Source organism: Staphylococcus sp. FSL W8-1207, from assembly GCF_038003745.1.
GTDB lineage: Bacteria > Bacillota > Bacilli > Staphylococcales > Staphylococcaceae > Staphylococcus > Staphylococcus equorum.
Window position 1 is genome coordinate 1,787,281 of the sequence record NZ_JBBOPU010000001.1, and the last position, 21,704, is coordinate 1,808,984.

At 33.3% G+C, this 21,704-nt stretch carries 17 protein-coding genes; 2 read left to right on the forward strand and 15 right to left on the reverse strand.

Annotated elements, in window-relative coordinates:
* Positions 1-17 precede the first annotated feature (17 nt).
* The 14 genes from NSR03_RS09115 to fakB1 form a co-directional block, all read right to left on the reverse strand.
* Positions 18-494 (reverse strand): acyltransferase, encoded by a 477-nt coding sequence (locus NSR03_RS09115; protein ID WP_021339459.1) that lies wholly within the window; start codon positions 492-494, stop codon positions 18-20.
* A 9-nt stretch (positions 495-503) separates the two neighbouring features.
* The gene (lgt, locus tag NSR03_RS09120) at positions 504-1,340 is read right to left on the reverse strand and encodes a prolipoprotein diacylglyceryl transferase (RefSeq protein WP_069820647.1); all 837 of its coding nucleotides are present in this window, start codon (positions 1,338-1,340) and stop codon (positions 504-506) included.
* Between the two features lie 3 nt (positions 1,341-1,343).
* Positions 1,344-2,279 (reverse strand): HPr(Ser) kinase/phosphatase, encoded by a 936-nt coding sequence (gene hprK, locus NSR03_RS09125; protein ID WP_069820646.1) that lies wholly within the window; start codon positions 2,277-2,279, stop codon positions 1,344-1,346.
* A gap of 336 nt (positions 2,280-2,615) precedes the next feature.
* Positions 2,616-5,450 (reverse strand): excinuclease ABC subunit UvrA, encoded by a 2,835-nt coding sequence (gene uvrA / locus NSR03_RS09130; RefSeq protein WP_021339457.1) that lies wholly within the window; start codon positions 5,448-5,450, stop codon positions 2,616-2,618.
* A gap of 5 nt (positions 5,451-5,455) precedes the next feature.
* Complete coding sequence (gene uvrB / locus NSR03_RS09135) at positions 5,456-7,438, reverse strand: excinuclease ABC subunit UvrB (RefSeq protein ID WP_069820645.1); 1,983 nt, start codon at positions 7,436-7,438, stop codon at positions 5,456-5,458.
* A gap of 325 nt (positions 7,439-7,763) precedes the next feature.
* Positions 7,764-7,994 (reverse strand): CsbA family protein, encoded by a 231-nt coding sequence (locus NSR03_RS09140; RefSeq protein ID WP_002508273.1) that lies wholly within the window; start codon positions 7,992-7,994, stop codon positions 7,764-7,766.
* Between the two features lie 5 nt (positions 7,995-7,999).
* A complete protein-coding gene (locus NSR03_RS09145; RefSeq protein ID WP_002508274.1) occupies positions 8,000-8,641 on the reverse strand; it encodes a YfbR-like 5'-deoxynucleotidase in 642 nt (213 codons plus the stop codon).
* 408 nt (positions 8,642-9,049) lie between these two features.
* Positions 9,050-9,949 (reverse strand): COG3942 and LysM peptidoglycan-binding domain-containing protein, encoded by a 900-nt coding sequence (locus tag NSR03_RS09150; protein WP_046465080.1) that lies wholly within the window; start codon positions 9,947-9,949, stop codon positions 9,050-9,052.
* Between the two features lie 311 nt (positions 9,950-10,260).
* Positions 10,261-11,377 (reverse strand): peptide chain release factor 2 gene (gene prfB / locus NSR03_RS09155; RefSeq protein WP_102134914.1). Its coding sequence is split into 2 segments (ribosomal slippage): positions 10,261-11,304 and positions 11,306-11,377, totalling 1,116 coding nucleotides; the frame shifts between segments, so codons are not numbered across the junction.
* A gap of 216 nt (positions 11,378-11,593) precedes the next feature.
* Positions 11,594-14,125 (reverse strand): preprotein translocase subunit SecA, encoded by a 2,532-nt coding sequence (gene secA / locus NSR03_RS09160; protein ID WP_069820644.1) that lies wholly within the window; start codon positions 14,123-14,125, stop codon positions 11,594-11,596.
* Between the two features lie 297 nt (positions 14,126-14,422).
* Positions 14,423-14,989 carry a ribosome hibernation-promoting factor, HPF/YfiA family gene (gene hpf, locus NSR03_RS09165; RefSeq protein WP_002508278.1) on the reverse strand — a complete coding sequence of 189 codons (567 nt, stop codon included), beginning with the start codon at positions 14,987-14,989 and terminating at the stop codon, positions 14,423-14,425.
* A 66-nt stretch (positions 14,990-15,055) separates the two neighbouring features.
* Positions 15,056-15,727 carry a ComF family protein gene (locus NSR03_RS09170; protein ID WP_069820643.1) on the reverse strand — a complete coding sequence of 224 codons (672 nt, stop codon included), beginning with the start codon at positions 15,725-15,727 and terminating at the stop codon, positions 15,056-15,058.
* On the reverse strand, positions 15,720-17,042 hold the full coding sequence (locus tag NSR03_RS09175; protein ID WP_069820642.1) for a DEAD/DEAH box helicase family protein: 1,323 nt from the start codon (positions 17,040-17,042) through the stop codon (positions 15,720-15,722). The genes NSR03_RS09170 and NSR03_RS09175 overlap by 8 nt, the downstream gene beginning before the upstream one ends.
* 39 nt (positions 17,043-17,081) lie before the next feature.
* On the reverse strand, positions 17,082-17,945 hold the full coding sequence (fakB1, locus tag NSR03_RS09180) for a fatty acid kinase binding subunit FakB1 (protein WP_069820641.1): 864 nt from the start codon (positions 17,943-17,945) through the stop codon (positions 17,082-17,084).
* A 171-nt stretch (positions 17,946-18,116) separates the two neighbouring features.
* On the opposite strand from fakB1, the gene NSR03_RS09185 reads away from it, so the two are divergent.
* A complete protein-coding gene (locus NSR03_RS09185; protein WP_021339451.1) occupies positions 18,117-18,758 on the forward strand; it encodes a YigZ family protein in 642 nt (213 codons plus the stop codon).
* Positions 18,759-18,825: 67 nt separating this feature from the next.
* Here the strand turns inward: NSR03_RS09185 and NSR03_RS09190 are convergent, their stop codons facing one another.
* On the reverse strand, positions 18,826-19,890 hold the full coding sequence (locus NSR03_RS09190) for a glycosyltransferase family 4 protein (protein ID WP_069820640.1): 1,065 nt from the start codon (positions 19,888-19,890) through the stop codon (positions 18,826-18,828).
* Positions 19,891-20,299: 409 nt separating this feature from the next.
* Between NSR03_RS09190 and gdpS the strand changes: the two genes are divergently transcribed.
* Positions 20,300-21,370, forward strand: a complete 1,071-nt coding sequence (gene gdpS, locus NSR03_RS09195; RefSeq protein WP_069820639.1) for a GGDEF domain-containing protein GdpS — start codon at positions 20,300-20,302, stop codon at positions 21,368-21,370.
* Positions 21,371-21,704: the final 334 nt, after the last annotated feature.

The following is a 21,704-nucleotide window of genomic DNA, read 5'->3' on the forward strand; positions in this document are numbered from 1 at the left end:
CACCTCCTAAATATTAATTAAGTTCTTATTTGCATGGGATTTCCATATGCTAATGCCGAATCAGGTATGTCTTTTGAAATAACAGCACCCGCTCCGACTTTAACATTTGATCCTATGCTTACACCTGGTAATATTGTAACATTCGCGCCAATTAAAGTATTATCACCAATTTGCACACGCCCCGTTCGAAATTCATCAACGAGAAATTCATGAGTCAAAATTGTAGTATTATAGCCAATCACACAATTTTCCCCTATGGAAATATACTCTGGGTATAATAAATCGGGAACTACTTTAAAAGCAAATGCTGTGTTTTTACCAATATTCATTTTCAATAAATTGCGATACGCCCAATGTTTTAATTTCACGTGAGGCAAGTACCTGCAAATTTCAATAATTATCGTTTGTTTAAATATTTTAAAGTATCTAATATAACGATACATATGCCAAAGTGGGTTATTGCCTTTAACTTTAACCTTTTTTAAATTACGCATGATATTTTATCACTTCACTTTTTGATTTGACCAAGTTAACGGGCCAACATCTTTATATCTTGGTGCGTTATATTTCACTCTTCTTATAATCATAATCACAATACCTACTATAATCAGTATAATAGACATTAACTGCGCTACTCGAATATCACTAGTTAACATCAAGCTATCTGTACGCATGCCTTCTACGAAAAATCTGCCGATTGAATACCATATCAAATATAGACAGAAAGTATCTCCTATACGTAAATGTTTTCTAAGAAAGATTAGTATAACAAAGCCTAAAATGTCCCAAATAGATTCATATAAGAATGTTGGCTGGTAGTATTTGCCATTAATATACATATTATTAATAATAAAATCTGGAATATGTAAGTTTTCTAAGAATGTTCTTGAAACAGGACCGCCATGAGCTTCATGATTCATAAAGTTGCCCCATCTTCCAATACCTTGGCCTAAAATCATACTTGGTGCAATGACATCACCAATTTGAAACGGGTTAATATTTTTTTGTTTACAGATGATAATCCCTGTAACAAATCCACCTATTAAGCCACCGTGTATTGCAATACCACCGTGCCATATCATCGGAATTTCAATTGGGTTTTGAATATAATACGGCCACTGGAATACAACGAAATAAAGTCTCGCCATAATAAATCCAAATATTGCACTCCAAAAAATGATATCAACTAATGTATCTGTATCAAAGCCAATTCGTTTCACACCTTCTTGAGCAATAAAATAACCCAAGAGTATCCCAACAGCGATAATAATTCCGTACCAACGTACTGAAATAGGCCCAAGCTCAAGTGCAATTGGATTGATATAATTTAATGTCATCATTACCTATTTCTCCTCACTATTGCTACCATTTCGTAATATTTCAGCATTTAAGCGATCATTAAACTCTTCTGCTGTATTGATGCCCATAATATTCAGTCGGTAATTCATTGCCGCAACTTCAATAATAACCGCTACGTTACGTCCAGGTCGTACAGGAATTGTTTTTTTCGTAATTTCAGTATCTAAGATACGTAATTTTTCTTCATTTAAGCCGACTCGATCATATAATTTGTCTTTATGCCAGTTTTCTAAATGAATATTTAAACGCAATCGTTTTTCAGTTAAAATCGAGCCTGCACCAAATAATGTCATTACATTAATGATACCTAAGCCTCTAATTTCTAATAAATGTTCTATTAATTTAGGTGCTCTCCCAATCAATTCGTCTTTACTAATTTCTCTAATTTCCACATTATCATCTGCTACTAATCTATGACCACGTTTTATTAATTCTAATGCCGTTTCACTTTTACCGATTCCAGAATCACCAGTAATCAGTACACCTACACCATAAACGTCGACAAGTACTCCATGCAGTGATGTTGTTCGTGCTAGTTCATGTTCTAAAAATGTAGTTAAACGACTCATTAATTGTGTAGTAGCAATCGTCGACGCAATTAAAGGGGTGTCGAGTTCTTTTGCTGCAACGATAAGTTCCTCTGGTGGTTCTAAATCTCTCGTCACAATAATCGCTGGTGTATCTGGACGACATAACTTTCTCATACGACCTTTACGTTCTTCATCTGGTAATAAGTTATAAAAAGATAATTCCGTCGTACCTAATAATTGAATACGGTCAGAAGCATAGTGAGAAAAATAACCTGCCATTTCCAAACCTGGTCTTGAAATATCTGTATTTTTAATTTGTTTGTTTAAACCTGCTTCTCCAACAATAAGATCAAGTTCAAAGCGGTCTACTAAACTCTTGGTAGTTAACATAGTTCACCTCTATCAGTATTTCTCTTACATTTGCAATATGATATTATCATATCAAAAAGAAATGATAATCCATATCAAAAAGTGTAGAAGATCGATAATTCAACACATATCTATAATATCTATCATTATATCAATTATAAACGATATCACACACCAGTGACTGATTATATTTTCAATTTATTCATTTAATTTACTACAAATCATTTTCTAGGTATTTGTTGGTAATAAATACAAAAATACCCCCTTCAAAGTTTGCACGTTAAAGTACTTACCTTGAAGAGAGCCATTTATACTTATGTTCCCGCCTTTTTGAGTGGAGTTACATACTTATATTGTTTATTTTACTGTATCTCTTTCTAGCACAGGCTTTAAGTATTGTCCTGTATAACTTTCTTTTACTTCTGCAATTTGTTCTGGCGTACCGGTAGCTACAAGCGTACCGCCCCCATCGCCACCTTCTGGACCTAAGTCAATAATATGATCTGCCATTTTAATAACATCTAAGTTATGCTCAATAATAACCACAGTATCACCATTTTCCACTAGTTTATTGAGTACTTTTAATAACCGACCAATATCATCAACATGTAAACCAGTCGTTGGTTCATCAAGAATATAGATGGAGCGACCTGTAGAACGTTTATGCAATTCAGATGCGAGTTTAACACGTTGTGCTTCCCCACCAGAAAGTGTTGTTGCTTGTTGTCCGAGTGTAACGTATCCTAGTCCAACATCAACTAATGTTTTCAATTTACGATGAATTTTTGGCACTTTTTCAAAGAAATTAGTCGCTTCTTCAGCTGTCATTGCTAAAATATCTGCAATGTTTTTACCTTTATACGTGACTTCTAGCGTTTCTCTATTGTATCTAGAACCACCACAAATTTCACACGGTACATACACATCTGGTAAGAAATGCATTTCAATTTTTATAATACCGTCACCTCTACAAGCTTCACAACGACCGCCTTTCACATTGAAGCTAAAACGGCCTTTAGTATATCCTCTTACTTTAGATTCGTTTGTTTGCGCGAAGATATCCCTAATATTATCGAATACGCCTGTATAAGTTGCTGGATTTGATCTCGGTGTTCTTCCAATAGGTGATTGATCAATATCGATTATACGTTCAAGTTCTTCTATTCCTTGAATTTCGTCACAATCACCTGGTTTTACTTTTGATTTATTAATGTGTTTTGCTAATGATTTATACAGCACTTCATTAACTAACGTACTCTTACCTGAACCAGAAACACCTGTAACTACTGTCATTGTTGATAATGGAAAATCTACGTCGATATCTTTTAAGTTATTACTTCTTGCGCCTTTAACACTGACTTTACGATCAGTTATTTCACGGCGTTCCTCAGGTACTTCTATCAGTTTTTTCCCGCTTAAATATTGACCAGTGAGTGATTTTTTCTGATTCATTACTTGTTTAGGTGTACCACTCGCGACAATTTCGCCACCATGTTCACCTGCACCTGGTCCTACATCAACCAAATAATCAGCCGCACGCATTGTATCTTCATCGTGTTCTACAACGATCAAAGTATTACCTAAGTCACGCATTTCTTTTAATGTACTTATAAGTCGATCATTATCTCTTTGGTGAAGTCCGATAGAAGGCTCATCTAACACGTAAAGTACACCTGACAGTCTAGAACCAATTTGTGTAGCAAGACGAATTCGCTGCGCTTCCCCACCTGATAATGATCCTGATGCACGATTGAGTGTTAAATATTCTAAACCAACGTTGTATAAAAATTCTAAACGTGAGTTAATTTCCTTTAATATTTGATCTGCAATTTTTCTATCTTGATCTGACAATTCAATATGTTCATACATATGCAAAGCATCTTTAATTGAATGTTCAACAACTTCACCAATATTCTGACCAGAAACATATACAGATAACGCTTCACGGCTTAAACGTTTACCATTACAAGTTTCACAAGGTAGCTCAGTCATATATTTACTCATCATCTCTCTAACAAGTTCAGATGGTGAGTCATGATAACGACGATTAATATTATTAATCACACCTTCAAATTCCATTGTTCGTTTACGTGTTTGACCATTGCGTTGTTTAAAAGTGAACTCAATTTCTTTACCTTTAGAACCGTTTAAAATGATATCTTGTTGTCTATCTGTTAATTTTTTAAATGGTTTATCCATATTAATTTTATATACTTCACAAACACGATTTAATAATGTTGGATAAAAATCAGAACTTGAAGATTCCCAAGCTATGATTGCACCTTCATTTAAAGTTTTGTTTGTATCAGGAACCACTAAATCTAAATCTACTTTTAATTTCAATCCTAAACCATCACATGTTGGACATGCACCAAAGGGGCTGTTAAAACTGAACATACGAGGCTCTAGTTCACCAATTGAAAAACCACATATCGGACAGGCATGGTTTTCCGAGAATTTTAATTCTTCTCCCCCAATTATATCAACGATTAATGTACCTTCAGCAAGTCTAATCGCAGTTTCTATAGAATCAGCAAGACGTCCTTCAATACCTGCTTTAACCACCAAGCGATCTATTACGACTTCGATAGTATGATTTTTATTTTTATCTAAATTTGGCACTTCGTTTACATCCATAATTTCACCATCAACACGTACACGTACATAGCCTTTTTTGCTAATGTCGTCTATGAGTTTTTCTTGTGCACCTTTTCTATGAGAAACCACAGGAGCCAATAGTTGGATTTTAGAACGCTCTTCAAGTTGCATCACTTGGTCTACCATTTGTTGTACAGTTTGCGATTCTATTTCAATACCATGATTGGGGCAAAATGGTTTGCCTATACGTGCGTAGAGCAACCGTATATAGTCATATATTTCAGTTACTGTCGCTACAGTTGATCTTGGATTTTTACTTGTAGTCTTTTGGTCAATTGATATCGCAGGTGATAAACCTTCAATCGTATCAACATCTGGTTTATCCATTTGACCTAAAAATTGTCTTGCATAAGCACTTAATGACTCTACATATCTACGCTGACCCTCAGCATATATTGTATCAAAGGCAAGTGAAGATTTTCCTGATCCAGACAGTCCCGTCATCACGATGAGTTTATCTTTCGGTATTTCAATATCTACACCTTTTAAATTATGGGCACGAGCCCCTTTTACTACAATGGATGGTTGTTTCATATTTGTCACCCTTCTGCTTTTAATTCAAACAACATATCTCTAAGCTCTGTTGCTTTTTCGAAATCTAAATCTTTAGCTGCTTGTTTCATTTCTTTTTCTATATTTGCGATTGTTTTTTCGCGTTCTTTTTTCGTCATTTTCTTAGGTACTTCAGTTTGTTGTTGTTCATTTGTTTCATCATTTTCGACAGTTGCACTAATAACATCATGAATTTTCTTATTAATCGTAGTAGGCGTAATATTATGTTTTTCGTTATATGCTTTTTGAATTGTACGACGTCGCTCTGTCTCATCAATGGCATAACGCATGGAATCTGTAATCTTGTCACCGTACATAATAACTTCACCACGACTATTACGTGCTGCACGTCCACTTGTTTGAACAAGTGATCTATGTGAACGTAAGAAACCTTCTTTATCAGCATCAAGAATAACAACAAGAGATACTTCTGGTATATCGATACCCTCTCTTAATAAGTTAATTCCAACAATGACATCATAAGTTCCCATACGTAAATCACGAATAATTTCTATACGCTCCAATGTTTTAATTTCTGAATGTAGGTAATTGACCTTAACGCCAGCTTCTTTTAAATAAGTAGTTAAATCTTCACTCATTTTTTTAGTTAATGTTGTAACTAGCACACGTTCATTACGTTCAATGCGCTCATGAATTTCACTTATTAAATCGTCAATTTGATTTTCCGTTGGTCGCACTTCAATCTCAGGATCTAATAAACCTGTTGGACGAATAATTTGTTGTACCATTTCATCTGTATGTTCTAACTCAAATGGACCAGGTGTAGCAGATACATAAACGAGTTGATTGGTTTTTTCTTCGAATTCTTCAAATTTTAAAGGTCTATTATCCAAAGCGCTCGGCAAACGGAAACCATGATCTACAAGTACTTGTTTACGTGCACGGTCTCCATTATACATACCCCTAATTTGAGGTAATGTCACATGTGATTCATCAACCATTACAAGCCAATCATCGCCAAAATAATCTAATAACGTATATGGCGTTGAACCCATTGGTCTTAGTGTTAAATGCACAGAGTAGTTTTCAATACCAGAACAGAAGCCCATTTCTCGCATCATTTCTAAATCATAATTCGTACGTTGTTCTAGTCGTTGTGCCTCTAATAATTTATTTTCTGAGCGTAATTCTGTTAAGCTTTCTTCTAGTTCATTTTCAATTCTTTGTATTGCAGATTTCATTTTCTCTTCACGTGTTACGAAGTGGGATGCTGGAAAAATCACAAAGTGATCACGCTCTCTTAAAACTTCACCCGTTAAATAATTTACTTCACGGATACGATCAATTTCATCACCAAAAAATTCTACACGAATACACATTTCTTCTCTCGAAGCAGGGAAAATTTCAACTACATCTCCCCTTACACGAAATGTACCACGTCTAAAATCAATATCATTTCTCGAATATTGAACGTCTACTAATTTTTTTAAAAGTTCACTTCTGTCCATTTCCATACCAGCGCGAACACTGACTACTAAATCTCGATATTCTTCTGGATTACCTAAACCATATATACAACTGACACTCGCAATAATAATGACATCGTCTCTTTCAAAAAGTGAACTTGTCGCTGAATGTCGTAATTGGTCAATTTCATCATTTATTGAAGCATCTTTTTCAATAAATGTATCAGTTGATGGCACATATGCCTCTGGTTGATAGTAATCATAATAACTAACAAAGTATTCTACTCTATTTTCTGGAAAGAATTCTTTAAACTCACTATATAATTGACCTGCTAATGTCTTATTGTGGGCGATAATGAGTGTGGGTTTGCCTACTTGTTTAATAACATTACTCATCGTAAAGGTTTTACCTGTACCTGTCGCACCGAGTAAGGTTTGATGACGTTTGCCCTCATTAACGCCTTCAACTATTTTCTTTATCGCATCTGGTTGATCACCCTGAGGTGTAAAATCAGATTGTAATTTAAATTGATGATGTTCCATAGTGACACATGCCTCCTATATAATTTCTAACGATACGAACATACCTGATGTGTCTATGTTTAAAATGTATATACTACTGTTGCTGTGTGTCTGCATCAAGTTTGCAGATTCATATTCTCGTTACATATTTTAACAGATTTACAAACGAAAAAGCAAACATTTGTTCGCTTTTATCTTGCTATATATAAAGAAAAACAAACATAGTTCTGTCACCATGTTTGCCTAAGTTATATTTGTTTATTCTAAAATAAACTATATTGTTGAAGTTATACAATTATAAAATGCATATTTAACTATAGCAATTAAGTTGCTTAACATTTATTACTCAGTCATCTTCTTTTTTATGAAATTCTAATTGATCGATAATAAGGTAACCAGCCAGCAACGAGGCGACATCTATAAAAATGATCCATTCATTATGAAAAAAACCTTTTTGAACGGATGCACCAATTATAATTAATGTTAAAATCGTTCCTACCCATTTACTTCGTGTTAGCACGCTAAAAAATACCACGAAAATACATGGAAAAAAGGATGCGAGCACATACCAAATCATTCACTTCACCCATTCCTATTATTTAAAATAGCCATTGTTGTTTCACGTAATTCTGATCTTGGGATGAATTTTTCCGTTAACATTTCTGGAATAATATTATCTATAAAATCTTGTACCGAACTTAGATGATCAAATTGCATAATCGTTTCTAAGGACATCTCATATATTTCAAAAAATAGTTGTTCGGGGTTACGCTTTTGTATTTCTCCAAATGTTTCATATAATAAATCTATTTTGTCAGCTACAGAAAGTATCTGACCTTCTAATGAGTCATCTTTACCTTCTTGAAGTCTTTCTCGATATATATCTTGATAGGCTTCTGGAATTTCTTCATTTATAAAATGATCTACCATTTCTTCCTCTACTTGTGAGAAGAGTTTTTTTAATTCGCCACTTGCGTATTTAACTGGTGTTTTAATATCACCCGTAAAAATTTCAGCAAAATCATGGTTTAACGCCTTTTCATATAAACTTTTCCAATCTACTTCATTACCATGGTATTCCTCTACTGTAGCCAAATATTGGGCAATTTTTGTCACCTTAAATGAATGCGCAGCGACATTATGCTCAAAGTATTTAAATTTTCCCGGTAATCTAATTAATTTTTCTAAATCAGACAAGCGTTTAAAATATTGATGTACTCCCATGACATCGCCTCCTAGTTTGTTTAATGAATGATTATACTTAATTTTATAATATCATTCAACAATCAAAATGTCTTATCAATGTAATTGAATTTAACTAATTCAATTTATGGGGTGTCTAGTACATAAACTTATATCTCAGCCTCCGTTGTTATTTTGACAGTAATTGGCTGGGCATATACTACGAAATATTATTAGAAAAATTATATTTCTCTCCCATTACCTTATTAATGATATTATTTAAATACATTGATCTATAAACATAGAACCACTCCAAAACATGCAGGAGTGGTTCTATGATGTACCATTTATTATACTCAGCAAAACTTACCTCTAATATAATCTCACTATTAAGCACCTTTTCTTTAGGTATTCAGATGATATTGTAGGTATATACCAATTTATGATTTGCTAATGAATATAATTATATTGACCAGTGTTGTGAATCGTTCTATAAGATTTTTGTCCTACACCTTGCCAATTCATTTCTGATACTACAATTGAGCCATCTGGGTTTTTACGTTCTACAACACCTACATGGCCATAGTTACCGGCATTACTTTGGATAATCGCACCCACTTCAGGTGTATGGTTAACTTTGTAGCCACTATTACTAGCTGCTGAAGCCCAATTATTCGCATTACCCCAAAGGTTACCTACTGATTTTCCTAATTGTTGACGGCGATCAAATGCATAATATGTGCATTGTCCCCAACTATAATAATTACTACCATTTGAAGCGACTTGTGTTGGTTTATATTGACTAGAATACATTTGTTTACTTTCATTTTGATTATTTGCTGCTTCTTTTTCCACGTAATTCCAAGTATGTTGTGTCGTTGGTACAAGGTTATTTGATGTTACTGGAACATCATTACCTTCTCTTGTTTCATTCTGTACTTGTTGTTCGTTAAAAATACTATGAAGCTGGTTATTTAAATGTGCTGAACCCTTTTCAGATACTGCCACTAATTGGCCTGGGTAAATAACTTCACCTAGATTTGGGTTTAACTGATAAATTTGTTCTAAATTAAGTTGATATTTTTCAGCAATATTTAAAACTGTATCTCCATGTTTTATTTCCACTATATCTTTGTCTGGAAGTACTAATTGTTCTCCTGCTTGTACAGTTACTCTTTCATTCAATTGATTTAATGACTGAATTTCATTTGTTGTTGTGGCAAATGCATGCGCTATATCAGATAATTTAGCATCTTCTTTTACTGTGTGAATTTGGTCTGCTGATGCAATACCATTAAAACCAAAAAACAATGCTGCCGATGTTACAGAAAATGTTAATCCTTTCTTCATTACATGTTCAACCCTTTACTGTCTTAAATTTTAATCAATCATAATATAGCATAAAACATTTCGTCTTTTGCGGTTGTTATTATACTGTAATGTAATAGACAATTGATACTTAATATGGGTCAATTCAATTAGCTTAAATAGCGCTTAAAACATTGATATTACAACCTTATAGAGGCTATATACATACATCATCCAAATCTAACGTGTAATATTTAAAATTGCATTTTACATGCTTTTATTCATTCTTAAAAAAACAAAAAATCTCGTCACTAGTTTAAATACTAACGACGAGATTTCTAATTTTCATTTGCTTAACTTTCTGAATGATCCATTTGACTACGTAAGTATGCTTCTATAAATGGACTTATATCTCCGTCCATAACTGCATCTACCTTACCTGATTCTTCATTTGTTCTATGATCTTTAACCATTGCATAAGGATGAAAAACATAAGATCTTATTTGACTTCCCCAGCCAATTTCTTTTTGCTCGCCACGAATTTCTGCCATTTCTTGCTCTTGTTCCTCAATTTTTAATTGATATAACTTAGCTTTCAATGTTTTCATTGCAGCTTCTCTGTTCTTAATTTGAGAGCGCTCATTTTGGTTGTTTACTACAATGCCTGTAGGTTGATGGGTAATTCTAATTGCTGATTCTGTTTTATTAATATGTTGACCACCTGCACCAGACGCTCTAAATGTATCAACATTAATATCATCTGGATTGATATCAATTTCAATTTCTGTATTATTGAATTGCGGTATAACATCACAAGAAGCGAATGACGTATGTCTACGTCCTGACGAATCAAACGGTGAAATGCGGACAAGTCGATGCACGCCTTTTTCAGCTTTCAAATAACCGTAGGCATTATGACCTTTAACAATTAGTGTAACGCTTTTAACGCCCGCTTCATCACCAGGTAGGTAATCTGCAATCTCAACTTTAAACCCTTTTTGTTCACAATACCGTTGATACATTCTTAAAAGCATATTTGTCCAATCTTGCGATTCTGTACCGCCTGCGCCAGGATGTAGTTCCATAATGGCATCGTTCGCATCATATGGACCATCAAGTAATAATTGTAGTTCAAACTTATCTAAATTTGCTTTAAAATCTATTACGTTCTGTTCCAAATCTGACTTCATATCATCATCGTCATCGTCTAATAATAGTTCTCTTGTTGTTTCCATGTCTTCTATTTCAGATTCTAATCCTCGATATGCATTTACAATCGTTTTTAAAGCATTATTCTTATCAATAATTTCCTGTGCTTTATCTTGATCATCCCAAAAAGTAGGATCAGCCATCATTTCTTCGTATTCTTGAATATTTGTCTCTTTTTCTTCTAAGTCAAAGAGACCCCCTAAGTTGCTCTAATTTTTCATTATAATAATCTATATTACGTTTAATTTCTGATAGTTCCATCACTGCATCTCTCCTGTTATCGTACGATTGAAATACTACTATTAAATTATGTCATTTTATTCAATATATCTATTCTACAAAAGTTTGCAGTTTAATTACAACTCTGCCGCTATTTTTATTTATCAAAACAAGTTAATTTTAATTTTGATAAATAAAAACCGGAAGTTGATATATGCTTTATCAAGGCTTCCGGTTTTATTTAAAATCATTTTCAAATTATGCACCATGGCAGTTTTTATATTTTTTTCCACTACCGCAAGGGCAAGGATCGTTTCTACCGATATGTTCATCTTTAACATAAGGCGATGCTTTAGCCTTTTCTTTACCATCTTCTGCAGATACGTGTTCAGCTTTACCGAAATCTGTTGCTTTATCACGTTCTAAGTCATCTTCAACGGTAACTACTGATTTCAAGATATATTTGCTGACATCTTCTTCGATGTTTTGCATCATTGTATCGAAAAGTTGGTGTCCTTCGTTTTGATAATCACGTAATGGATTTTGTTGACCATAAGAACGCAAGTGGATACCTTGACGTAATTGATCCATTGTATCTATATGGTCTGTCCAATGTAAATCGATTGAACGAAGTAAAATCATACGCTCGAATTCATCAAATTGCGTACCAATTTTCTCTTTTTGATCTTTTAAAGCGACTTCAACTTTCGACCAAACAATATCAATGATATCCTCTTGATCCTTACCTTTGATATCTTCTAGTTTTAAGTCACCTTCATTTAAGAATACATCATCAATATAGTTGATAAATGGCTCATAATCTAAATCTTCTTCATCTTCATTTATATAATAGTGAACGCTTCTATCTAATGTAGAATGGAGCATTTCATTTACTAAATCTCCGCTTTCATCATTATCAATAATACGGTTACGTTCACCATAGATAATATCACGTTGTTTACGTAATACATCGTCATATTCAAGTACACGTTTACGCGCATCAAAGTTATTACCTTCTACACGTTTTTGAGCAGATTCAACAGCACGTGACACCATTTTAGATTCTATCGGTGTAGAATCATCCATACCTAAACGATTCATCATACTTTGTAAACGTTCCGAACCAAAACGTACCATTAAATCATCCTGTAGTGATAAGTAAAAGCGACTGTCCCCTTTATCACCTTGTCGTCCAGCACGACCACGTAATTGGTCATCAATACGACGAGATTCATGTCGCTCTGTACCGATTACTGCAAGGCCGCCAATTTCTTCAACACCTGCGCCAAGTTTAATATCTGTACCTCTACCTGCCATGTTCGTAGCGATAGTAACCGCTCCACGTTGACCTGCATTAGCAACTATATCTGCTTCACGTTCATGATTTTTAGCGTTTAAAATGTCATGACGTATGCCATGTTTTTTCAATAAATTAGAAATATATTCACTGGTTTCAACTGCAACTGTACCCAATAGTACAGGTTGACCTAGTTTATGTTTTTCAATAACATCATCAACAACTGCATCAAATTTACCTTTTTGACTAATGTATATTAAGTCTGGTTTGTCCACACGTTGTATCGGTTTGTTAGTAGGAATTTGAGTTACAGTCATATTATAAATGTTTCTGAACTCTTCTTCTTCAGTTTTAGCTGTTCCTGTCATACCAGAAAGTTTGTTGTACATTCTGAAATAGTTTTGGAATGTAATAGAGGCCATTGTTTTAGATTCGTTTTGAATCTTCACGCCTTCTTTCGCTTCTATGGCTTGGTGTAAGCCTTCTGAAAAGCGACGTCCTGGCATTGTACGACCAGTAAATTGGTCAACAATTAAGACTTCACCATTATTCACCATGTAATCCACATCTCTTTGCAATGTTACATGTGCACGTAACGCAGTATTAATATGGCTAATAATATCCACATTATTCACATCATATAGATTATCAATCTTAAACATGCGTTCTGCTTTATCAATACCTTGCTCTGTTAATTGAACAGCTTTTGTTTTCTCATCGTAATTATAGTCGTCTTCATTTTTAAGCATTTTAGCAAAGACATTTGCTTGTGTATAAAGCGAAGTCGATTTCTCAGCTTCACCTGAAATGATCAGTGGCGTACGTGCTTCATCAATTAAAATTGAGTCAACTTCATCAATGATAGCAAAGTTTAAAGGTCTCATAACACGTTCTTCTGCATAGTTCACCATATTATCACGTAAATAATCGAATCCTAACTCATTATTCGTACTATACGTAATATCACTTGCGTATGCTTCTCGCTTCTCAGTTGTTGTCATACTATTGATGTTTAATCCTACAGATAACCCAAGAAATTCATATAGTTCTGCCATTTCTTCGCTTTGCGTACTAGATAAATATTCGTTTACTGTAATAACATGCACACCACGACCTAACAATGCGTTTAAATAAACTGGCATTGTAGCAGTTAACGTTTTACCTTCACCTGTTCTCATCTCAGAAATGTCGCCACCATGAATTGCAATACCACCCATAACCTGAACTTTATATGGAATCATATTGAACACACGTTTTGAACCTTCTCTTACGAGCGCAAAGGCTTCCGGTAAAATATCATCGAGCATTTTAAATTGTTTTTTTATATCTTCTTCTGCTTGTAATTGTTTTTGAAATGCTTTTGTTTTCTCCCTAATTTCTTCATCAGTTAATATCGACGTATCCTCTTCTAACGCAAGGACTTTGTCGGCTAATTTACCAAGGCGTTTTATTTCTTTTTTATTGCCATCTGCAATCTTTGATAAAAAACCCATTTTGTTCGCTCCTTTAGCTTTTTAACTCTTTGCTTACAACAATTTATGATATCATTTATAAGCTTAAATTTACACTTATTAACTTTCCATTTAAACAGTTTTCTCGCTTGTTAATGCTATTTTTTATTTATTAATAGTTTTCGTTTTTTATTTTATCTCTTATCCAATAAAAATATACACAAGATCTTACCTAACTTTCAAATTATTTCATAGTAACACAACAAAAAATGAGCGTCCATGATTTAACTCAATCATGAACGCTACGGTTAGTTTAATATTGGACTTAATTAAAACAAATTATTCAGTTGTTTCAATCAAACCATATTTTCCATCTCTTCTTTTATAAACAATACTCGTACCATCAGTTTCACGATCTGTGAAAATAAAGAAATCATGTCCTAATAAATCCATTTGTAATACTGCTTCTTCTGAATCCATAGGTTTCAAACTGAAATTTTTTGAACGAATAATTTCGATATCACTTTCATTGTCATCATTTTGAATTTCTTCTGCTTCACTTTCTTGTGGTAATGATGCAAATGCTTCTTGTTCTCCACGATTTCGATTTTTACGATTTACACGCGTTTTGTATTTTCTAACTTGTCTTTCAAGTTTACCGTTAATTAAATCAATACCAGCGTATAAATCATCGTGGCGTTCTTCAGCTCTTAAAGTAACGTTTTTCAATGGAATAGTTACTTCGATTTTTGCTGCCGAATTTTGATACGTTTTTACTTTAACGTGTGCGATTGCATTTGGCACATCGTTAAAATATCTTTCTAATTTACCAATTTTCTCCTCAATATAGTTGCGAATCGCATCAGTAATAGTGAGGTTCTCCCCGTGAATTTCAAATCTGATCATAATAATCGACTCCTTTAAAACCTCTATATTGGTAATATTGCTTACTCTTATAATACCATGTTTCTCCTACCGTGCAAACGTAAACACATCGAATTTTCTGATTTTTCTAACAAACAGCAACTCTGCGGCATTATGAACTGTTAATCCTGTAGTGTAAATGTCATCTACAAGTAAAATATTTTTATTTTCTAAATCTATATTTTTTACGATTTCAAATGGATTTTTTGATTGCGCGCGTAATTGTTTTCCTAAAAGTGATTGCTTTGGACGGACCCGTGTATATAGTAAAGGTTCATAATTCACACCCATTTCATCTAACACGGCCAGCACGGGATTAAACGTTCGCTCCTTATCTCTAACTAACGGTGACGGTATAGGTACAATGTAATCATATGATATTTTAGGGAACTGAAGCTGTGTTGCTAATATTTCACAAATTGCGACATCTTTCTTGAATTTATATTGATGAATAAGCGTCTTTAACATACCTTTATATTGGTATTGGCAATATAACTGATTCATTAAGTTATATTTTGTTGCTAAAAATAAACAGTCTAAGCAATTCTTCTCATTTTCGTCTAATTTCTTTAAACATCTGACACAGCGATTGAGGGGGTTAATATTGATATCATCCCATTGTTCTATGCATGATTCACATAATTTAGATGCTTTTTTATAAAATGTAAAAGCATTAAACGCTTCAGAAAAAGTATGATGACATTGAATACATCTAGCCATCTAACCATCCCCTGTTATGCGCTAATGCGTTCATTTTCTTAATGTCTTTTCGTGCTTTAAGCATGTCCATCGTAATTCCCTCATGTAAATATAATACTAATCCTGATGGTGCCTCTAATTTACGACCCACTCTTCCAGCAATTTGAACAAGTGCACTGCTTTCAAACATATGACTATTGAGCACAATAACGTCTAAGTTTTCCATAGTAAATCCTCTTTCTAAAATTGTAGTGGTAAACATAACTTTATATTCACCTTTTCTTAAAGCGCTCACTTTTTCAAAACGAAGTACATCCTCACTATGCACATAGGTCAATGAAGTTATTTCTGTTTTATAACAATGATACATTTGTTTCATATGCTGTATGTCATTAAAAAACACGAGCGTATATCTATCTGCCTCAATTTGTTGTTTCAATAGTTTCATTAGAAAGCGTTGTATTTTGTGAAATTTTATTTTGTGATATTTAAACTGAGGAACTGGCAAAGGTTGCCTATGAAAACGGGCGGGTAGCGTTATTATAGACCCTTCTTTCATTTTTCTAAGTAATTTAGTTGGCGGTGTTGCAGTCATATAAATGTGGCCATGATGTTCTTTTGAAGCATGTGTTATGACATCAAAGAGTATTGGATCCATTGATAATGGAAATGCATCAACTTCATCTACAATAATCAAGTCAAAGTGATGTTTAAATCGATATAATTGATGCACCGTAGCAATCACAAAGTGTCCATTATGACATTGTCTCTGACCTTGATAGAGTACATCTATTGCTTCATCTCTAAAAGCTGCTTTAATACGCAAACTCACTTCTATAACAACATCAACTCTGGGCGATACAACCGCAACATTATAGCCTTTTCTTCTCGCAAAGCTAATACCTTCAAAAATCATTTCTGTCTTACCTGCGCCTGTCACAGCATATAATAAAATAGACGTTAAATTTTTAACCACTTCTAAAATTTTAATTGAAGCAAAACGTTGTTGTTCTGACAATTTAAATGGTAAATGATATATCCCTTGGGAAATATTTACATTTGTTTCAGTAATATATACTTCATTAATATTATCCATTCTGCCCAAATTGATACAATTTCTACAATACACAACTTCTTTATCTAATAATGTTGAAAAGTATTTGTAAAAATGACGTTTCTCTTGTGTATGACACTGTATACAATACCAACACCCTTTTTTGTTTATCACACCAGGAGAAATATGTCTGATTTTCTCATTTGATAACATATTTTTTTCGATGATTAATTTTCCATAATGTTTTATTTCAAATAACCTCCAATAAAAAAAGACATGCATACCATTCTTGGCACAACATGTCTTTAAACGAGTTAATATTTATGATAAACGTATGTTTCTCCCTGTAAATCCTAGTCCCATACCACCAGAACCTAAGTGCGCTGCAATAACAGGTCCTAACTTAGATCGGTGAAGATTATATTGTGGATATTTTTCGTATAATTCCTTTTCCATCCAATCTGCATCTTCTGGTTTATCTCCCTCAATAATATATAATGTTACTCCATCATAATCTTTCACTTGAGCGGTAACTTTATTAATTATTTCATTGAGTGCACGTTTTTTAGTACGGACTTTTGCTTCTGGTACAATTTTGCCGTCATCAAATGTTAAAACAGGTTTCATTTTCAACATTGTACCTACCCATGCTTGCGCTCCGGTGATACGACCACTTTTCTGTAGATTTTTCAAATCATCTACCATTAAGATTGCACCAGTCACTTCACGCATAGCTTCAAGCTCTTTAATAATATCTTGGGGCTCATATCCTTGTTCTATCATTTCAACTACAAGTAGTACATAACCACCTTCTACCATCGCAGCTAATTTTGAATCAAATGTATGCACATTGATTCCTTCCACCATTTTTCCTGCTTGCGTAGCTGTTTGATAACTGCCACTAATTCCAGATGATATAAAAACAGATATGACATCTGTATAACCTTCCTCTCGGAGTTCTTTAAAATGTTTTATAAACTCTCCAATGGCAGGTTGACTTGTCGTAGGAATTGTATTTGAAGTTTCCATTCTTTTATAAAATGCTTCCGTTGATATTGTTGCATTTTCCACAAAGTTTTCACCGTTATCGAAAGTTACGCTTAGCGGCGCAATTCTTATATTATATTTTTCTATTAGTGTTTGAGATAGATAGCTCGTTGAATCTGTCAAGACAGCAATCTTCATCTTAATCCTCCTCAATTATACTCACAACTATGATACCCTATTTTAAGTAAAAAGAAAATTTATTTTTGTATTTAATCTATAATACAATACAGTGTATAATATGTGTAATTAATGAATTTTTAAAACATACATAAATGATTGTCTGACTATACAAAGATGAGGTGACGATAAATGGATGATGCAATAATCACAGTTAAACAAGAACATACAATTGAAAATATAATCAGTAAATCACGTTTTATAGCGCACATTAAACCTGTTGAATCTGAAGATGCAGCTAAAGCTTTTATCGACGCAGTGAAATCTGAACACCGAGAAGCAACTCATAATTGTTCAGCATATACGATTGGAGACCAAATGAATATCCAAAAAGCAAACGACGATGGCGAACCAAGTGGCACAGCGGGAGTTCCTATGCTCGATATTTTAAAGAAATTAGAGATACATAATGCTGCCGTGGTTGTTACACGCTACTTTGGTGGTATTAAATTAGGCGGTGGCGGATTAATACGTGCGTATAGTGGTGCAGTACGAGATGTAATTTATGATATTGGTAGAGTAGCTATGCGTCCTGCTATACCTACAACGGTTACCATTGCTTATGATTTAACGGGTAAGTTTGAATATGAACTCGCGAGCACACCTTACTTATTACGCGAAACAAATTATACCGATAAAGTAAGTTATCACATTGATGTTGTTAAAACAGACTACGATCAATTTATAGATTTTTTAAATCGTAACACTTCAGGGAATTACGATTTAATAGAAAATGAAGTGGTACGCTTACCGTTCGATATTCCTACTTCCTAATCTTAAAATCCAAATTATACGTATGTGAGTATAAAATAAAGAGGCCTCCGTCTTGGAAGCCTCTTTATTAATGATGTTCATCGTCTTTGTTCTGTTGTTTGTTTTCAATTAATTTCATTAAAGGTCTGTAATCATCATCAATGAGACCAGTAAATTCTACAATAAGCTCAATTGTAACTAAAATAAGAATGAGCATCATGAGTACACCCCATGGTTGAGACAAATATAATATAATACTAGCAAGACTAAATAGTAATGCTATAGAATATATAAGTACTACGGTCTGGCGATGTGAATAACCTAATTCTAATAATTTATGATGTAAATGCGATTTATCTGCCTGCATAATATGCTGACCTTTCTTCACTCGACGTATCATCGCAAACAACGTATCAATAAACGGAACTGCTAAGATAACAATCGGGAAGAATAGTGAAATGAAAGTTATATTCTTAAATCCGAGTAATGATAGGAATCCTACAATAAATCCTACAAGTAATGCACCACTATCACCTAAAAATATTTTAGCTGGATGGAAATTGAAGAATAAGAATCCTAAAAGCGCACCTATTAAGACACTACAAATCATCATAATAAAAATATTTGCTTGTAATATTGCTATAAAGCCAATTGTCATTAAGGCAATCATCGATACACCAGACGCTAATCCATCTAATCCATCGATCAAGTTAATTGCATTAGTGATGGCTACAATCCAAATCACTGTGATAGGGATCCCAAATACGCCAAAATGTATCGTAGGCCCAATTGGTAAGGAGATAAAATCAATCGTCACTCCATAATAGACAACGACGAGTGCTGCAATTACTTGGCCAATTAATTTTAAAACGGGTTTCAAATCATAGATATCATCTACAAGTCCCACCAAATAGATTAATACTGATCCAATAACAAGCGGTTTAACTTCGATTTCTATCGGATGTCCTAGCCATATCCCTAATAGAAACGCAAAAAGTATTACAGTTCCGCCTAATACAGAAACGGGTTTTGTATGTACTTTTCTAAAATTCGGCTTATCTACAATGCCTAGTTTATGAGAAACCTTTATAATTATTGGTGTTAGTATTAAACTGACAATCATTGAAAAAATGATTAATAATAATGTATACATCAGTTCACCTTCATTAATATAATTCTTGATTATTTTGAATTTCAAAGTCGTTACATTGAAAATAATTTTAACTTTAAACTGCAAATTTATATTATCTATAAAATGGTCTGTGATGTTGATGCAACTCTAATAAATTGCACACCTACCATATTTAAATATTTATGCACTTAATACCATAATACCTCATACGCTTTTACTTATACAAATAGTAATGAGATAATTAATAATCTATAAACGAATTCGTTTTGATTTTTAATTATAAACTAAGTGATTTTTATATAATCACTCAGACAAATATTTTAACATGAATATTAAGTGAATGTTATAAATTTCTATTTCTATAGTGATGACAAAATGTAAGTTTTCACTTACAATAACTAAGTGTTTATTCAAAGGAGTGTAACGTTAAATGTTTGAAGCTATTATCTACAATATCTCTGTTATTGTGGCAGGAATTTACTTATTCCATCGCTTACAGTATTCAGAAAATAAAAACATGGTTTTTTCAAAAGAATACGTCACTATTTTAATGACGATAGTAGCACTTTTACTATCCGCCTATCCAGTGCCACTATTCAATGAATACGCACTCTATTTATCATTTGTGCCTATTTTATTCTTAGGTAGATACACAAATATGGTATACACCGTTCTAGCCGCAGTCATTGTCTCTGTAGTCAATGTGCTAATTGGTGATTTCACTATTATTATTGCTACGATTCTCATTGTTATAGCCATCGTAGTTGGTGCAGTTGGACCATTTTTAAAACAAAGCGATATTGTTTCATTACAAATCCTTAATGCAATTACATTAGTTATTTTGGTTATTTTATCACTTATTAGCCCTTATTATGAATTAACAGAAGTGTTGTTCTTAATACCCTTATCCTTTATTTTAACGATTACTTCTTCTATCACATTTGTTGATATTTGGCATTTTTTCTCATTAGTTAATCGTTATGAAAATGAAGATAAACTGGACTATTTAACTGGCTTGGGAAATGTTAAAGAATTTGACAGACATCTAAATGAAACGACGCGTATCGCTGAAGAAAACAATGAGAGCTTAGGATTATTGCTCATTGATATAGATGGTTTCAAAGATGTAAATGATAAATTTTCACATAAATCTGGCGATGCCGTGCTTAGACAAGTAGCTCAACTATTAAAAAATTATGTACCTCAACAATTTAGTATTTATCGTAATGGCGGCGAAGAATTTTCAATTGTTTTATACGATTATACTTTAGATCAATGTGTAAAACTTAGTGAAAATATTCGTTCAGGGGTTGAACAATCTACTTTCCATATGCCAAATAAAGAAGTCATCAAATTATCTGTATCCATTGGTGTAGGTTACTTAACTCAAGAAGATTACAAATCTCAACGTAAAGTATTCAAAATTGCGGATGACATGCTGCATATGGCAAAAAATGAAGGCCGTAATCAAGTTATGTTTAATCCAATTGTTAAATTATAAAAATATTACCAAATTTAACACTGTTCAAACTGGGAGTGGATGTATGAAATCAAGGTTCAATCTTTGATTTCATACATCCACTCTTTTTTTGTGCTCGCTTTTTGTAGAGACGTTTCAAATCATTTAATTTATCTCCAGTTTCAAAAAAATAAATACGTCTAAAACAGACACAGTCAACACTCAAAGAATCTATATGTTAAAATTAAAATCTAGATTCAAGCGCATATTTCAATTGTTATTTTTTTAACTTAAAAACAACAATTGCAAAATTATGTTTGTTACAATATATAATGAAAGTTCAAAAATTAATAACATAGTATGAATCATTATTGAA